Below are 15,264 nucleotides of genomic sequence, written 5' to 3' on the forward strand. Positions count from 1 at the left end.
CTTCGGGGTCAGGTCGGGCAAAGTGTCGGTGACAGGTCGGGCAATGGGGCAACGGCCGAGGCTGCACCAACGCCCGACCTGACACCTGCACTTTGCCCGACCTGACCCCAGGCTTTTACAGCTTTTTGAAGACGCGCGCGGCGGCGGCGATGGTTTCGTCGATCACGGCATCGGTGTGCTGGGCCGAGACGAAGCCTGCTTCGAAGGCGGCTGGTGCGAAGTACACGCCTTCGTCCAGCATGGCGTGGAAGAAGGCGTTGAAGCGTTCGCGGTTACCGGCCATCATTTCGGCGTAGTTGTTCGGTGGCGTGGCGCTGAAGTACAGGCCAAACATGCCGCCGATGGCATCGGCGCAGAATTCGATGCCGGCCGCGCGTGCAGCCTCTGTCAGGCCGGCCGCCAGACGGGTGGCGCTGGCGCTCAGGCGATCGTAGAAGCCGTCTTCCTGTATCAGGCGCAGGGTGGTCATGCCGGCGGCTACCGCCACTGGATTGCCGGACAGCGTGCCGGCCTGATACACGGCGCCCAGCGGCGCCATTTTGCTCATCAAAGCAGCACTGCCACCGAAGGCTGCCACCGGCAGGCCGCCGCCGATCACTTTACCCAGCGCCGTCAGGTCAGGCTTGATGCCGTACAGCTGCTGGGCGCCGCCCAGTGCCACGCGGAAGCCGCACATCACTTCGTCGAAGATCAGAATCGCGCCGTGCTTGGTGCACAGATTGCGCAGCGCCTGCAGGAACTCTGGCGTGGCTTTGATCAGGTTCATATTGCCAGCCACTGGCTCGACGATTACGCAGGCGATTTCGTCGCCGTAGGAGGCGAAGGCGTCTTCGATCTGCTGCACGTTGTTGTAGTCGAGCACCAGCGTGTGCTTGACGAAGTCTTCCGGCACGCCGGCCGAAGTCGGGTTGCCGAAGGTGAGCAGGCCGCTACCCGCTTTCACCAGCAGGGCGTCGGCGTGGCCGTGGTAGCAGCCTTCGAATTTGATGATCTTGTCACGCCCCGTGGCACCACGGGCCAGACGCAGCGCGCTCATGGTGGCTTCCGTGCCGGACGATACCAGTCGCACCTGTTCGATCGATGGCACCAGACGGCAGATTTCTTCTGCCATCAGGATTTCGCCTTCGGTCGGCGCGCCGAACGACAGGCCACGTGTGGCTGCTTCCTGCACGGCTTTGATCACGGTAGGGTGAGCGTGGCCGACGATGGCCGGACCCCACGAGCCGATGTAGTCGATGTAGCGCTTGTCGTCGGCATCCCAGAAGTACGGGCCTTCGGCACGGGTGATGAAGCGCGGCGTGCCGCCCACCGAGCGGAAGGCGCGCACCGGCGAATTGACACCGCCGGGCGTGGTTTTCTGGGCGCGTTCGAACAGCTGATCGTTCTTGGAAGTGGTAGTCATGATGGCGTCGTCGAGTTCAAATAGGTAAAGCTTGCTGGAGATGGAAAAAACGGTTGGGCACCAGTTTGCCCATCCCGTAGCGCTGCGCATGGGCCAGCGCGCCGACAGTATATTCCTGCGCCGTGGCCACGGCGTCAACCGCGTCGGCGCCGCGCGCCATGAAGGCGGCGATGGCAGCCGACAGTGTACCGCCGGCGCCGATGAAGGGGCCAGCCATGTGCTGCCAGGCGTCGTGGCTGATCAGCCCGTCGGCGCCATACAGGGTGTTGGCCAGGGTATTCGGTGCCGTGCTTTCGCCTGGCGCTGCGGCGGCGCTGGTGCCGGTCACCAGTACAAATTCGCAGCCCAGTGCCAGCAGGTGCTCGATGTCCGATTCCATGCTGTCTTCGGCATTTTCGCGCCAGGTTTCGGCCAGCCGGCCCAGTTCTACCTGCGACAGCATCAGCAGGGTGGCCTGCGGCACCAGTAACTGGCGCACGGCGGTCATGACTTCTTCGGCATCATCGTCGGACAGGGCTGGCAGGCGCGAGCTGAAGGGATCGAGGATCAGCGGTGCATCGGGATAGTCGGACAGGATTTCCGCAATCGCCGCCACCTGCTCCACATTGGTCAGCGCACCCACCTTGAAGGCGGCCACGGTCATGTCTTCCAGCAGCACGCGGGCCTGATCGGACACCCAGTCCGGATCGACTTCCTGCACGTCTTCAATGCGGGCACTGTCGCCGATCAGCAACGCAGTGGTGGTACTCAGGCCGGTGCAGGCCAGCGCGGAAAAAACCGCCAGATCGGCCTGCACGCCGGTGGCGCCAGCCGGATCGGCGGCGCCAAAGCTTAATATCAAGGGAGAAGTTTGGATTTGCACGGCGGGTAGATTAAGATACCTGATTCAGCATTTTACTAGATTGAAGGGTAGGCTAACGTGAGTAGCAATGAAACAACGCAGCCATTCAAGACGTGGATGTGCCTGATCTGCGGCTGGATCTACGACGAGCAGGCCGGTCTGCCGGACGAGGGCATCGCCCCCGGCACGCGCTGGGCCGATGTACCGATGAACTGGAGCTGCCCCGAGTGCGGCGCGCGCAAGGACGATTTCGAGATGGTTGCCATCTGATGGCGATGGCGATGGCGTGCAGCGCGCAGTCGCGCGATTTACGCCCATGGCGCTCTGCCTATGCTATGGTATGGCTATCCGTCCAGCGTCTAGCGTGTAGCGTATGACTGACTCTCCCACTGCGCAAAATCTGACCATCATGGTGATCGACGATAGCAATACCATCCGTCGGTCGGCCGAGATGTTTCTGACGCAGGCAGGCTATCAGGTCGTGCTGGCCGAAGACGGCTTCGATGCGCTCGCCAAAATCGCTGACTATCAGCCGGCGCTGGTGTTCTGCGACATCCTGATGCCAAGGCTAGATGGCTACCAGACCTGTGCGCTGATTAAGAAAAGTGCAAAATTCCATGCCATGCCCGTGTTGCTGCTGTCTTCCAAGGATGGCCTGTTTGATCGCGCGCGCGGCAGCATGGTGGGCGCTGCTGCCTACCTGACCAAACCCTTCACCAAAGACAGCCTGCTGGCGGCAGTGCGCGAGCATACGGGCGCGGCGCCGGCCAGCGGCCAGACGGCCGGTTAAACCATCGGGAACCCAGCATGGCCATACACCACGTTCTGATCGTTGATGATTCCCCCACCGAACGCTACTACCTGAGCGATATCCTGATCCGTCAGGGCTATAGCGTGAGCACGGCCGAAACGGGCGAGGAAGCCATGCTGAAGATCCGCGCCAGCAAGCCGGATTTGATACTGATGGATGTGGTGATGCCCGGCGCGAACGGCTTTCAGGTCACCCGTTCCATCGCGCGTGATCCGGAGCTGAAAGATGTGCCGGTGATTATCTGCTCCAGCAAGAATCAGGAAACCGACAAGATCTGGGGCATGCGGCAGGGTGCCTGCGCCTATCTGGTGAAGCCGGTGGCCGCGGCAGAACTGCTGGCCCGCATCGCCGAACTGGGTTGAACATGGAAGCGAGCACGCCGGAACGCCGCAGCCGTCTGCGCCAGTATCAGGTGCAGCTGCTGGAGCGTATGCAGGCGGCGAAAACCGGGCCAGCCACTGGCGGGCGCGAACTGGGCGTGGTGATCGGCGGCCGTCACTGTCTGCTGGACTTGACACAGATCAGTGAAATTGTGCCGCTGCAGGCGCTCACGCCGGTGCCGCTGACGCAGTCGTGGTATCTGGGTCTGGCCAATATCCGTGGCCAGCTGACGGGCGTGGTCGCGCTGGACAGCTATCTGCAGGGCCAGCCAACCGCGCCGGTTTCGTCGGGCCAGCGCGATATTACGCTGGCACCGGTGCTGAAACTGCATTGCGCGCTGCGGGTGGAGGCGGTGCTAGGGCTGCGCTATCTGGCCGAGATGGTGGAGCAGGAAGCGCTCGCTGCTGCGCCGGCATGGTGTAGCCAGCAGTTTGACGATGCGGCAGGGCAGCGCTGGCACCGGCTTGATCTGGCGCGGCTGGTGCGCGAGCCCGGTTTTCTGCAAGTGGGTTTATAGAGTTTCGGGGATCACAGGCGCGGCAGCGCTGCCTGTGGTGGTGAATGCAAGGAAAGGCGACCAAGATGGGGATATTCTCGCGCGGCACCCGGCCAGCCCAGCCAGCGGCGGACGATGCTGGCGGCGATACGCTGATGATGGGGCAGCAGCAGGCGCAGGAGCAGACGCAGGAGCCGGCCGCCGCTAGTAGCGAGGGCGAGGTACCGCTGCGCCTGCGCGATGCGCTGGTGCTGCGCGCTCCGGCGACGGCTACGGCCGCGCCGCCGGATGCGGGGAGCAGCTTCCGGCTGCCGCTGATCGGCCATCTGCCGGCCCAGCGTCAGCTCAGCATCCTGTCGTCCACCCTGGCCGTGAGCCTGCTGCTCAGTGTGGGCGCGGTGGCCCTGAATACCATCCATAGCGCCCACCGTTCGAACCAGACGCAGGTGGCCAGCGATGCGCTGGTGCATTCGCAACGTATCGGTAAAGCGGCCTCGAATGCCGTGCAGGGCAGCGAAGAAGGCTTCCGCCAGCTGGCGCAGAGCCGTAAGGAACTCAATGATGCTTTTACCCTCATGCTGCGCGGTGGCAGTTATCAGGGGCGTGGGCTGGGCGAGCCTATCGCCGCGCTGGCACCTGAGGTGGCGGCGGCGCGCAAGCAGTGGCAGGCCTCCGATCTGGCTGCCGGTACCATTCTGCTGCTGAAAAAAGATCTGAGCGGGGTGGAGAAAACCCTCAAGGAACTGAATGCCATGTCGCCCGATCTGCTGCAGCGCACCGAGGAAGTGCTGGCGCTGAAGGTACAGCAGGGCGGCACGCCGCGCGAGATTGCGGCACTGGGCAAGCTGACCATGCTGACTCAGCGCATGAGCCGCAACGCCAGTGAATTTCTCACGCTGGGCGGGATCAGTTCGGACACCGCCTTCCAGCTGGGGCGCGATACCACGGTGTTCCGCAATACGCTCGATGGCTTCCTTAACGGTAGTGCGGCGCTGGGACTGGGCGCCGTGCGGGTACCGGAACTGCGTGAAAAAATCCTTGGGCTGAAGGCGGATTTCGAGGATTACCAGAAGCTGGTGACGGGCATACTGGACCGGCTGGATAAATTTAGTGCGGCGAAAAATGCCGAACAGCTGATCTTCAGTGACAACGAAGCGCTGCGCCAGCGTCTCGGCGCACTACAGCAAGCCTATCGCGCCGAGCAGGATGCACTGGGTCTGCCGTTCTGGCTGATGGTGAGCTGCGGTATGCTGACGCTGCTGCTGGCCGTCGCGATCGGGCGGGTATTGCTGCTCGATTCGCTGCTGCGTACGCGCGGTGCCGAGCGGCGCCGGCGTGAAGCGGAGGCCATGCGCCAGCATTCGCAGCAGCAGGAAGAAGCGGCCAGGGCCGCCAATGAGCAGAATCAGGCGGCGATTCTGCGCCTGATGAACGAACTGCAGGAAGTGGCCGACGGCGACCTGACGGTGCAGGCCACAGTGTCGGAAGATATCACCGGTGCCATCGCCGATTCGGTCAACTACACGGTGGAAGAATTGCGCGGGCTGGTGGGGCGGGTGACGGAAACCGCCGAGCAGGTTACCCAGGCATCCAGTCAGGCGCAGAAAATTTCCAGCGGTTTGCTGGCAGCTTCGCAGCAGCAGTCGCGCGAAATCATCGACGCTTCCGCCACCGTGGTGCAGTTGGCTGACCAGATCAACGATGTGTCGCGTTCGGCCAGTGTATCGGCCGAGGTGGCGCGCCAGTCGGTGGCGGCGGCCCAGCAGGGGGCCACCGCGGTGGCCAATGCCATCAAGGGCATGCACGAAATCCGCGAACATATCCAGGACACGTCCAAGCGCATCAAGCGACTGGGCGAATCGTCGCAGGAAATCGGCGAGATCACCGAGCTGATTTCCGATATCACCGAGCAGACCAATGTGCTGGCGCTGAACGCCGCGATACAGGCAGCATCGGCTGGCGAAGCCGGGCGCGGCTTCTCGGTGGTAGCCGAGGAAGTACAGCGGCTGGCGGAACGCTCGGCTGCAGCGGCCAAGCAGATCGGTGCACTGGTGCGCACCATCCAGACCGATACCCATGATACGGTGGCGGCGATGGAGCAGTCCACCCAGGGCGTGGTAGAAGGCGCGCGCCTGTCGGATGCTGCCGGTGCCGCGTTGAACGACATTTCGCAAGTATCCGATCGGCTGGCCGAACTGATTTCCGGCATCGCCCTAGCTACCAGCCAGCAGGCCACATCGGCCAGCGGCGTGGCGCAGAATATCCAGCATATCCTGATGGTGACCGAGCAGACGCAGGAAGGTACCCAGCAGACCACTTTATCCATTCACAAGCTCTCAGTGCTGGCGCAGGAATTGAAGAATTCCGTGGCGCGCTTCCGCATCGCGACCTGATGCGCCAGAACTGAAAGACCGAGGCAAGTATGACCACACCAGTTTTTCCACCTGTTCCGCAATTCGATACCGGCCCGCTGTCGTGGGTGATGGTGGAGATACGCGAAGCGCTGGCACGCTCGAAGACGGCATTGTTCGAGGCGGGCGGGCGCGCGGCAGAAGATCAGGCTACCCAGTTGCAGCATGCACGCTCGCATCTGCATCAGGCGCATGGCGCGCTACAGATGGTGGATCTGGACGGGCCTACCCAGCTGACCCGGCTGGCGGAAACGGCGCTGGACCGCTTCAAGGATGGCAGCCTGAAATGCAGTACCGACCATGCGCAGGTGGTGGCCGATGCCTATCAGGCGCTGGTGGAATATCTGCAGGAGTTGCTGGACGGTTCTCAGGTGCAGCCGCTACGGCTGTTCCCTTACTATCAGGCTTTGCAGCAGATGCTGGGGGCGGAGCGTATCCATCCGGCTGACCTGTTCTTCCCGCCTATGCAGGCCGCAGTGCCGGCGCAAGCACCATCTGCCAGCGGTGCTGTCGTGCCGCCGGTTGCCGCCAGCGAGTACGCCGCGCATCGCGCCAGCTTTGAAAAATCTCTGCTGCCTTATCTGCGCAGCACTGATCTGGAACAGCAGCAGGAACATGCCGAAGGCTTGCTGGCAGCCGTGCAGGCGATTGCCGCTTTGCAGACGGAAGCGCAGGCGCAGACCTTCTGGCGCACCATGCAGGCTTTCGCCGAACTGGTTGCAACGGGCAAGCTGGCCGGCAGCCTGTATGTGAAGCAGTTGTTTGGTCTGATTAATCTGCAGATCCGCCGCCTTGCACAGGGCAATCCATCCCAGCCGGAGGGTATGTTGCGCGATGCGCTGTTCTTCGTCGCGGCGGCCGATACCACGCTCGCTTCCGATACCGTGCAGCAGATCCGCAAAAGCTTCGCGCTGGATGGGCAGGTGCCGGCCAACTACGAGCAGAAGCGCTATGGCCGCATCGACAATGGCGCACTGGCGCACGCCCAGGCTGGAATGACTAAAGCCAAGGCGGCGTGGGACCGGCTGGCAGCGTCCGAACACGACCCGGCACTGGAAGCGGGCTTTAGCTCGGCGCTGGCCGACGTGGCGCGCGCTTCCGAACAACTGAACCTGCCCGCACTGGGGGCGCTGATGCGCGAGCTGTCCAGCGTGGCCGATCACACGGCGCACACGGGGCGTAGCGATGCGCTGGCGCTGGAAATCGCTTCAACTCTGTTATTTGCCGAACATGGGCTGGCGCAGATCCGCCATCTGCCCGGCGATTTCGCGGCCCACGCGGATACGCTAGGCGCACGCCTGCATGCGCTGGCCAGTGGCAGCACGCCGCCGCCAACCGGCCAGTGGCAGGATGGTATCGCCGAGCAGTTGCAGCAGGACGATACGGTGGTCGCACTGGCGCACGAATTGAAAAATAGTCTGCGGCAGGTCGAGAAGACGCTGGACGAGTTCTATGCCGACGCCAGCCTGCGAGCCAGTCTGCTGGAGCTGGATCCCGTGCTGCACCAGTTGCAGGGGGCGCTGGCAGTGCTGGATCAGGATGATGCTACCCGCGCCGCACAGCATGTGCAGGCCACGGTAGCCGCGCTGGCGCAAGGCGTGAGCGCAGGCAGCGACGCGGCCACGCTGGAAGAAGTGGCGCAGAATGTGGGCGCGCTGGGCTTCTTCCTCGATATGCTGGGACAGAATGCGGCAGCAGCGCGCCAGCGCTTTGCGTTCGATGCCACGCTGGGCCGGTTCCGCTCCGTGCCTTTCCGTAAGCTGGCGGCAGTGAGCAATGTGCCTGTGCTGGATGAACCCGTGACTGCGGCACCGGCGGCGCTGCAACTGGTGCCACCAGTGGCAACGAGTGCCACCCAGGAAGCAGCTACGCAGGCGGAGTTGCTTGAGATCTTTGTCACCGAAGCACAGGAAGTGCTGCAGACGATAGGTGCTGCACTGGCGCAGGCCGGGTCAGCGGCTGAGGCAAATGAGGCGGAGCTGGCGACCTTGCGGCGCTCTTTCCATACGCTTAAAGGCAGCGCGCGGATGGTGGCGCTGTTTCAGTTCGCCGATGCAGCCCATGCCGTGGAACGCGTACTGAATAACTGGCTGGCCGATGCCAAGCCAGCTACCCCTGCTTTGTTCGATCTGCTGGCAATGGCACAGCGCGAGATGACGGTGTGGGTGGCTGAGCTGCAGGCCAGCGACGCGTCCGCGCTGGATGGCACGGCCATTATTGCGGCCGCTGCCCGTTTGCAGCATGGCGTGCCGGAGGAGCAGCCCGTAGCCGCGCCGGAATTCCCAGATGGGGCAGTGGCTGCGGCCGATCCGGAAGTCTCTGAGGAGTCAGTGGTCGAGGTCAAGCCAGAAGTCCATGAGGAGGCTGCGGCCGAACTGGCCGCCGTAGAGCATGGGACGACCGTGCCGGAAGCGGTTGCACCAGCCCGTCCGACACCTGTGGTCAATGGCAATGTGATCGAATTCCCCACCATCGCAGCCGCCGCTGCGCGCGACGATAACGTGAAGCAGGTGGGCGAGCTGGAAATCCCGCTGCCGCTGTATAACATCTATCTGCATGAGACGGACGAGCTGGTGCGCTTGCTGGCGCAGGATTTCGGCGAGTGGCGCCACGAGCCACGTCGCCCGGTCAATCCGGCCGCTCTGCAGGCCGCGCATACGCTGGCTGGCACTTCCGGCACGGTAGGCTTCAAGGCTTTGCGCGAATTGGCGCTGGCACTGGAAGCGACGCTGGAGGCACTGCTGCCACCAGCGCCGCATCTGGATCAGGTACAGCATGATCTGCTGGACTTCACCATCGCCCGCATCCGCCAGATGCTGCAGAGTTTCGCTGCGGCGGAAATGCCCGCAGCGCAGCCGGAACTGATTACCGCCCTACAGGAACTGGCAAGCCAGCTGGCAGCCACGCTGCCGGCAGCAAGTCCCGATATCGAAGCGCGGCTCGACGATCTGGTGGCCGACACGATGGACAGCCTGAACGCGCAGAAGCCAATGGATACGGCGCTGGATCAGCTGTTCCGGGACACCTTTGCCGAAATCAGCGCCAGTGCCAAAGATAGTGCAGATAGTGCAGATAGTGTTGCTACGGCGGCACCGGAGATGGTGAAAGCGCGTGGCGAGGACAGTATCGACGATCTGTTCAATGCAGCGTTTGATGACACTTTTGCGGAGCCGCCGCTGCGCATGGCCGAGCCGCTTGCACTGGCGCCCGAACTGGCGCCGATTCCGCAGGCAGAGCCAGAGGCTATCGCTGCGCAGCCAGCCGAAGTGGCGCTTGAAGCCACGCTAGAGCAGGAGGTGCAGCCGCTGGCCGAAGCGGAAGCCGAGCCCGTGCCAGAAGCTGAATCAGCGCCGGAACCTGAGTCGGCGCCAGAGCCAGAATCTGCGCCAGAGCCAGAGCCAGAGCCAGAGCCAGAGCCTGTGCTGGAAGCCGTCCCTGCGCCGATGTCCATGCAGGTGGTGCCTGCTGCAACGACGGAGCCTGCGCCAGCGGCCACTTATACGGATGAACTGGATGCCGATCTGCTGCCAGTATTCCTAGAGGAGGGCGCTGATCTGCTGCCGCAAATTGGCGCTGCGCTGCGCGCATGGCAGCATGAGCCGGAAGATAAGGAGCCGGCGCAGGCGCTGGTGCGTCTGCTGCATACGCTCAAGGGAAGCGCCCGCATGGCCGGAGCGATGCGCCTAGGCCAGCATGTGCACGAAATGGAAACCCATATCGAGAACATGCTGCAGGCCGGTGCCGCCACGCCGCACGCCTTCGAGGAACTGCTGACCCAGTACGACTATGCGTTGCTGCTGCTGGAGCAACTGCACCAGCCGCCAGCGCTGGAAGCGCCACAGCAGGCAGGCACGGAAGCGCCTGCCGACGAGGATCATCAGGCGCCCGGCAAAGCACCGGTGGTGCGGGTGCGGGCCGATATACTCGACCGGCTGGTGAATCAGGCGGGTGAAGTATCGATCGCCCGTTCGCGGCTGGAAAATGAAGTAGTCACCCTGCGCACTGCGCTGGGCGACTTCTCGGAAAATTTACAGCGCTTGCAGCGCCAGTTGCGCGAAGTGGAAATGCAGGCCGAATCGCAGATCGCATCGCGCATGTCGATCTCGGGCGAACGCGAATTCGATCCGCTGGAGTTCGATCGCTTTACCCGTCTGCATGAACTGACCCGCATGATGGCGGAAAGTGTCAATGACGTGGCAGCCTTCCACGAAGGACTGGAGCGCAGTGTGGAAAACGCTGCGGATGATCTGCTGCAGCAGGCGCGCCTGACCCGGGAACTGCAACATGATCTGATGCGGGTACGCATGGTGCCGTTCTCCAGCATCGCCGAACGCCTGTTCCGTGTGGCCCGCCAGAGCGCCAAGGAAGTCGATAAGCGGGTAAATCTGGATATCCGTGGTGGTGAAGTTGAAATCGACCGCAGCGTGCTGGAACGTATGGCGGCACCGTTCGAACATCTGGTGCGCAATGCGATTGCGCACGGAGTGGAGAGCCGCACTGCCCGTAGCGCCGCCGGCAAGGCGGAAGTGGGAGAGCTGCTGGTGCAGGTGAGCCAGCAGGGTAATGAAGTCGTGCTGGAATTTAGCGATGACGGTGGCGGTCTCGATCTGGCCCGTATCCGTGCTAAAGGTATAGAGAATGGTTTGCTGGCAGCCGATGCCACACCTAGCGATGCCCAGATAGCCCAGCTGATTTTCACCACCGGCTTCTCTACTGCCAGCGAACTGACGGAATTGTCGGGTCGCGGCGTGGGTATGGATGTGGTGCAGTCGGAAGCCCAGTCGCTAGGTGGCCGCGTGGAACTGGCGACCGAAGCTGGCAAGGGCGCGCGCTTCACCGTGCATCTGCCGATCACGCTGGCGGTATCGCAAGTGGTGCTGGTGCGTGCCGGTGACAAATCGTATGCCATACCTGCCGTGATGGTGGAGCAGGTAGCGCAGCTGAAGGAAGCCCTGCTGGCAGAAGGCCAGAGCCATGGCAGCATCAGCCTGCAGGGGCAGCAGATGGCCTTCGACTATCTGCCCGCTTTGCTAGGTCATGCCGGCCCTTCTGCTGCGCTGCGTGCGGCGCCTGTACTGATGCTGCGTCACGGTGCGGAAAGGCTGGCGCTGGTGGTGGATGAAGTGCAGGGCAACCGCGAGGTGGTGATCAAGAATCTGGGCCCGCAGCTGGCGCGCATGGTGGGCATTTCCGGTGCCACGGTACTGGGCTCCGGTGAAATCGTGCTGATTCTGAATCCGCTGGCGCTGGTGCAGCATCTGGCCCAGCATCCGGAATTGCGCGAACGCTATGCACAGGCCACGCAGGAGAAGGCGCTGCCGCAAGTGGCGGCGCGCAGCATCATGGTGGTGGATGATTCAATTACCGTGCGTCGCGTAACCCAGCGCTTGCTGGAGCGCGAGGGTTATCACGTCATACTGGCCAAGGACGGGGTGGATGCGCTCGAGCAGGTGCAGACCAGCGTGCCGGACCTGATGCTGGTGGATATCGAGATGCCGCGCATGGACGGCTTCGATCTGACCCGCAATGTGCGTGGCGACGAACGTAGCCGCCACGTCCCCATCATCATGATTACTTCGCGCAGCGCGGACAAGCACCGCAATCTGGCGCTGGAACTGGGCGTGAATGCCTACTTCGGCAAGCCGTATCAGGAGGAGGTGCTGTTGCAGGCGATAGCAGGCTTGCTGGAGCAGGGCGAGAAATAAGCCCTAGTCGGGCTTTTTCACGACAGCGTAGCGCTCCAGCGTGCGCTTGCGTGCTTCGTCGTGCATCACGATCGGTTCCGGATAATCGGGCCGCAGCATGCGTGGCACCAGCCATGGCGCATGGATTTCCTTGTCGCTCAGGCTTTTCAGCTGCGGCAGATAGCGGCGGATGAATTTGCCGCTGGCGTCGAACTTCTCCGATTGCGTGATCGGGTTGAAGATGCGGAAGTAGGGCTGGGCATCGCAGCCCGACGAGGACGCCCACTGCCAGCCGCCGTTGTTGGAGGCTAGATCGAAGTCGTTCAGATGCAGGGCGAAATAGGCTTCGCCACGGCGCCAGTCGATGCCCAGATCCTTGATCAGGAAGCAGGCCGTGACCATGCGCAGACGGTTGTGCATATAGCCGGTCTGGTTCAGTTGCGCCATGGCGGCATCCACCAGCGGGTAGCCGGTACGGCCTTCGCACCATGCGGCAAACAGCTCATCGGCATGCGGCCCCTGTTCCCATTCGATCGCATCGTAGGCCGGTTTGAACGAGCCACCCACCACGTAAGGATGGTGATACAGGATCATGGCGTAGAACTCGCGCCAGATCAGTTCTGCCAGCCATGTGGCAGCGCCTTCGCCACCGGCGCCCCGTTCCATCAGATCGACCACGGTACGCACCAGATGACGCACCGACAGCGTACCGAAACGGAAATGCAGCGACAGATAGGACGGGCCTTTTACGGCCGGGAAGTCGCGCGCATCCTTGTACTGGGCGATACGGGGCAGGAACTGTTCGAACAGGCTGGCCGCGCCCGACATGCCGGTAGGGATCTGCAGGCTGGCCAGATTGCTAGGCTCGAAACCCAGTTCGGTCAACGTCGGCAGCGGCATGGTGCTGGCTGGCGGCGGCGCCAGCCGCGCCGCATACGGTTCGATATGGTAGGGCGCCAGCACGCTGGGATCGGCCGCCAGTTTTTTCAGCCACGCGTTCTTGTAGGGCGTGAAGACGGAGAACACGCCACCCGTCTGCGACAGCACTTCGCTTTTCTCGAAGATCACCTGATCCTTGTAGCTGAAGAACTGGCGGCCGGCGGCCTGCAGGGCCTGCTGCACGGCTTCGTCGCGGGCGATGGCCTGTGGTTCGTAATCGTGGTTGCAGAACACGGCATCGACACCCAGTTCGGCCGCCAGTTGCGGAATGGCCTGCACGGGATCGGCATGGCGGGTGATCAGATAGCCGCCCAGCTGGCGCAATTCGGCATCGACTTCGGCGATGCTGGCGTGGATGAAATCAACCCGGCGGTCGACCCGCGGCAGCACGGACAGGATGGTACTGTCATAGATAAAAATACAATAAACGCGTTCACTGCTCTGCAAAGCCTGATGCAGAGCCACATGGTCGAAGGCGCGCAGGTCGCGGCGCAGCCAGACCAGCGAAGATTTCAGTTTCATTCTGTCTGTCTCAAAGAGTTCGGGAGTGGTCAAACATGGTTGTTGGCGCAATTCAGTGTAAACTATCGCTGTAAACCTAGCTGTACACGTACGAGTTGCTTGCCGGCAGCAATCAGCCGGCATACTACAGGAATTGTTGGCAGCTCAGAAAGATCTCGATTATGACCAAAAGCAAACTCGGCACCCCCATGTCAGCACCCGGCCCGTTGCCAGAGGCCGCTGATCCGCTGGCCGCCGTCGCTCAGGGCGCGCCTGCCGCGCTGAATCTGGCGGATAATTTCCTTATTGCAATGCCGTCCATGCAGGATCCTGTGTTCGGCGGCACGGTGGTCTACGTTTGCGAGCACAATGAAAACGGTGTGCTGGGCGTGGTGATCAACAAACCCACCGATATGACGATGGAAACCCTGTTCGAGCGCATCGACCTGAAACCGGTCGACAGCGTGGACATCGATGAACCCATCATGTTCGGCGGCCCCGTGCAGGATGACCGCGGCTTTGTGCTGCACACCCCCGGCAAGCGTTATTCCTCCTCGCTGACAGTGACCAAGGATGTGGCCTTTACCACTTCGATCGATGTACTGGAGGCGGTAGCTGCAGGCGAAGGCCCGCGCCGCATGCTGGTGTCGATCGGCTATGCGGGCTGGAGCCCCGGCCAGCTGGAAGGGGAAATCAGCCGCAATGGCTGGCTGACCGTCAGCGCCGACCCTGAAATTCTGTTCAATCTGCCCATCGAGCAGCGCTACACGGCAGCCATGCGCCTGCTCGGTATCGACCCGCTGATGCTCACCTCCGAGGCCGGCCATGCATAAGGATGCCCTGCCACTGTGAGCGCTGAAACCATCTTCGCCTTCGATTTCGGCGTCAAACGCATCGGCATCGCCATGGGCAATACCCTGATCCGTCAGGCCCAGCCCGTTAAAGTCATCAGCGCGGTCGACAATGCCACCCGCTTTGCCGCCATAGCCGCGCTGCTGGAAGAATGGCAGCCCGGATTGCTGGTGGTCGGTCTGCCGCTGCATCCCGATGGCGCCGAACACGAAATGACGGCGCGCTGCCGCAAGTTTGCCAACCAGTTGCATGGCCGCTTCAACCTGCCGGTGCAACTGGTCGATGAACGTTATTCTTCCGCCGTGATCGGCGGCCAGCGCGGCGAAGTGATCGACGACCGCGCCGCCGCCATCATTCTGCAGCAGTATTTTGATACCCACTGATTTCTAAAACGAGAACGCGCCCTAAGCAGGTGCTAGCCACCCCATGACCTTACTCAACCCTCAACAACTCGACGCCGAAGCGCTGTACGCCACGCTGCTGGCCGACGTGCGCGCCGGTCTGGCCGGCGTGGCCGATGTGGCCATCGTCGGCATCCACTCGGGCGGCGCATGGCTGGCCGAACGTCTGGCCGCCGATCTGGGCCTGACCGAACGCTGCGGCGTACTCGATGTGTCGTTCTACCGTGACGACTACGCCAAGAAAGGCTTGCCGGCCGACGTCAAACCGACCCGCATCAATTTCGATGTCAACGCCGCCACCATTCTGCTGGTGGACGACGTGCTGTACACGGGCCGTACTACCCGCGCTGCGCTCAACGAACTGTTCGACTACGGCCGTCCGGCCCGCATCATGCTGGCTGCGCTGGTGGACCGCGGCGAGCGCCAGTTGCCCGTTGCCGCCGATTTCGTCGCTGCCCACGTCAAGGTGGAAGCGGGCAAGGCGCTGGTGCTGCAGCAGTCCGACGATGGCAAATTCACGCTAACCATAGACCAGGCTTAATTCA

12 protein-coding genes are annotated in these 15,264 nt (G+C 62.7%); 9 read left to right on the top strand and 3 right to left on the bottom strand.

Going from position 1 to position 15,264, the window contains the following annotated elements:
* Positions 1 to 115 precede the first annotated feature (115 nt).
* Together hemL and ABNT42_RS08990 are read right to left on the bottom strand one after the other, a co-directional pair.
* On the bottom strand, positions 116 to 1,402 hold the full coding sequence (gene hemL, locus ABNT42_RS08985) for a glutamate-1-semialdehyde 2,1-aminomutase (RefSeq protein ID WP_348696331.1): 1,287 nt from the start codon (positions 1,400 to 1,402) through the stop codon (positions 116 to 118).
* Between the two features lie 16 nt (positions 1,403 to 1,418).
* Positions 1,419 to 2,264 (bottom strand): bifunctional hydroxymethylpyrimidine kinase/phosphomethylpyrimidine kinase, encoded by an 846-nt coding sequence (locus ABNT42_RS08990; protein ID WP_348696332.1) that lies wholly within the window; start codon positions 2,262 to 2,264, stop codon positions 1,419 to 1,421.
* Positions 2,265 to 2,321: 57 nt separating this feature from the next.
* On the opposite strand from ABNT42_RS08990, the gene ABNT42_RS08995 reads away from it, so the two are divergent.
* From ABNT42_RS08995 to ABNT42_RS09020, 6 genes are all read left to right on the top strand, one after another.
* Positions 2,322 to 2,513: a rubredoxin gene (locus tag ABNT42_RS08995; RefSeq protein ID WP_348696333.1), complete on the top strand. Its 192-nt coding sequence runs from the start codon at positions 2,322 to 2,324 to the stop codon at positions 2,511 to 2,513.
* 103 nt (positions 2,514 to 2,616) lie between these two features.
* Positions 2,617 to 3,033, top strand: a complete 417-nt coding sequence (locus ABNT42_RS09000; RefSeq protein ID WP_348696334.1) for a response regulator — start codon at positions 2,617 to 2,619, stop codon at positions 3,031 to 3,033.
* 17 nt (positions 3,034 to 3,050) lie between these two features.
* Entirely contained in the window at positions 3,051 to 3,416 is a 366-nt protein-coding gene (locus ABNT42_RS09005) for a response regulator (RefSeq protein WP_348696335.1), read from the top strand.
* 2 nt (positions 3,417 to 3,418) lie between these two features.
* Positions 3,419 to 3,952, top strand: a complete 534-nt coding sequence (locus ABNT42_RS09010; protein WP_348696336.1) for a chemotaxis protein CheW — start codon at positions 3,419 to 3,421, stop codon at positions 3,950 to 3,952.
* A gap of 65 nt (positions 3,953 to 4,017) precedes the next feature.
* Positions 4,018 to 6,324, top strand: a complete 2,307-nt coding sequence (locus tag ABNT42_RS09015) for a methyl-accepting chemotaxis protein (RefSeq protein ID WP_348696337.1) — start codon at positions 4,018 to 4,020, stop codon at positions 6,322 to 6,324.
* A gap of 29 nt (positions 6,325 to 6,353) precedes the next feature.
* Positions 6,354 to 12,047 carry an Hpt domain-containing protein gene (locus ABNT42_RS09020; protein ID WP_348696338.1) on the top strand — a complete coding sequence of 1,898 codons (5,694 nt, stop codon included), beginning with the start codon at positions 6,354 to 6,356 and terminating at the stop codon, positions 12,045 to 12,047.
* Positions 12,048 to 12,050: 3 nt separating this feature from the next.
* Here ABNT42_RS09020 and ABNT42_RS09025 read toward each other — a convergent pair whose 3' ends face one another.
* Entirely contained in the window at positions 12,051 to 13,487 is a 1,437-nt protein-coding gene (locus ABNT42_RS09025) for a deoxyribodipyrimidine photo-lyase (RefSeq protein ID WP_348696339.1), read from the bottom strand.
* Between the two features lie 161 nt (positions 13,488 to 13,648).
* Here ABNT42_RS09025 and ABNT42_RS09030 point away from each other — a divergent pair, with 161 nt between their 5' ends.
* The 3 genes from ABNT42_RS09030 to pyrR are packed head-to-tail and all read left to right on the top strand — an operon-like array spanning position 13,649 to position 15,260.
* Complete coding sequence (locus ABNT42_RS09030; RefSeq protein ID WP_348696340.1) at positions 13,649 to 14,299, top strand: YqgE/AlgH family protein; 651 nt, start codon at positions 13,649 to 13,651, stop codon at positions 14,297 to 14,299.
* A 15-nt stretch (positions 14,300 to 14,314) separates the two neighbouring features.
* Positions 14,315 to 14,701 (top strand): Holliday junction resolvase RuvX, encoded by a 387-nt coding sequence (gene ruvX / locus ABNT42_RS09035; protein ID WP_348696341.1) that lies wholly within the window; start codon positions 14,315 to 14,317, stop codon positions 14,699 to 14,701.
* Between the two features lie 43 nt (positions 14,702 to 14,744).
* Entirely contained in the window at positions 14,745 to 15,260 is a 516-nt protein-coding gene (pyrR, locus tag ABNT42_RS09040) for a bifunctional pyr operon transcriptional regulator/uracil phosphoribosyltransferase PyrR (protein ID WP_161033646.1), read from the top strand.
* The last annotated feature ends 4 nt before the right edge of the window (positions 15,261 to 15,264 follow it).

Source organism: Duganella fentianensis (assembly GCF_964031615.1).
Lineage (GTDB): Bacteria > Pseudomonadota > Gammaproteobacteria > Burkholderiales > Burkholderiaceae_D > Rugamonas > Rugamonas fentianensis_A.